We start from the raw sequence: 1,016 nt of genomic DNA, 5'->3' as shown, positions 1-1,016 counted from the left end.
TCGAGGCGGGTGATGGATTCGAGCATCATCTGCGCGACGTCGACGACCTCGACGCCTTCGCCCTGGCCCGATTCCTGGCGTGCGGTGACGCCGTCGGTGAGCATGACGCGGCAGAAGGGGCAGCCGGTCGCGATCTTCTTCGGATCCGTGGACAGCGCTTCGTCGACGCGGTCGACGTTGATGCGCTTGCCGATGTTCTCTTCCATCCACATGCGCGCACCGCCGGCGCCACAGCACATGGATCGTTCGCCGTGACGCGGCATTTCCTTGAGGTTGCTGCCGGTGGCGGCCATCAGTTCACGGGGCGCGTCGTAGACCTTGTTGTGGCGGCCGAGGAAGCACGGGTCGTGGTAGGTGACGTCCTCGTTGACCGAGGCGACGGGGATCAGCTTCTTCTGCCGCACCAGGCGGTTGAGCAGCTGGGTGTGGTGCACGACCTCGTAGTCGCCGCCCACCTCCGGGTACTCGTTGCCGAGCGCGTTGAAGCAGTGCGCGCAGGTGACGACGATCTTGCGCTTGGACTGTTCGATACCGTCGAAGACGTTGTTGAGTGTCTCGATGTTCTGCATCGCGAGCTGCTGGAACAGGAACTCGTTGCCGGCGCGGCGAGCGGAGTCACCGGTGCAGGTTTCGTCGGCGCCGAGGACCATGAACTTCACGCCCGCGGTGGCGAGCAGTTCGGCGACGGCCTTGGTGGTCTTCTTGGCGCGGTCCTCGTAGGCGCCGGCGCAGCCGACCCAGAACAGGTATTCGTAGTCCTCGAAGGTGTCGGCGTCCTTGCCGTAGACGGGGATCTCGAAGTCCATCTCGTTGATCCAGTTGAGGCGGTCCTTGGAGTTCTGGCCCCAGGGGTTGCCCTTGTTCTCGAGGTTCTTGAACAGCCCGGCCAGCTCGGACGGGAACTCCGACTCGATGAGCACCTGGTAGCGGCGCATGTCGATGATGTGGTCGACGTGTTCGATGTCGACGGGGCACTGCTCGACGCAGGCGCCGCAGTTGGTGCACGACCACAGGGT

Annotated in this window: 1 protein-coding gene; it reads right to left on the bottom strand. The window is 64.3% G+C overall.

All coding sequences use genetic code 11. From position 1 onward, the window contains the following. Positions 1–1,016 (bottom strand): (Fe-S)-binding protein (locus tag C8K38_RS26765; protein ID WP_146179122.1); only part of this gene is annotated, 1,016 nt, incomplete at both ends.

Origin of the sequence: Rhodococcus sp. OK611 (genome assembly GCF_003050885.1) — a bacterium.
In the GTDB taxonomy this organism is placed as follows: domain Bacteria; phylum Actinomycetota; class Actinomycetes; order Mycobacteriales; family Mycobacteriaceae; genus Rhodococcus_G; species Rhodococcus_G oryzae.
The sequence above is the reverse complement of the archived record's forward strand: the minus strand, read 5'-3'. Positions and strand labels throughout refer to the sequence as shown.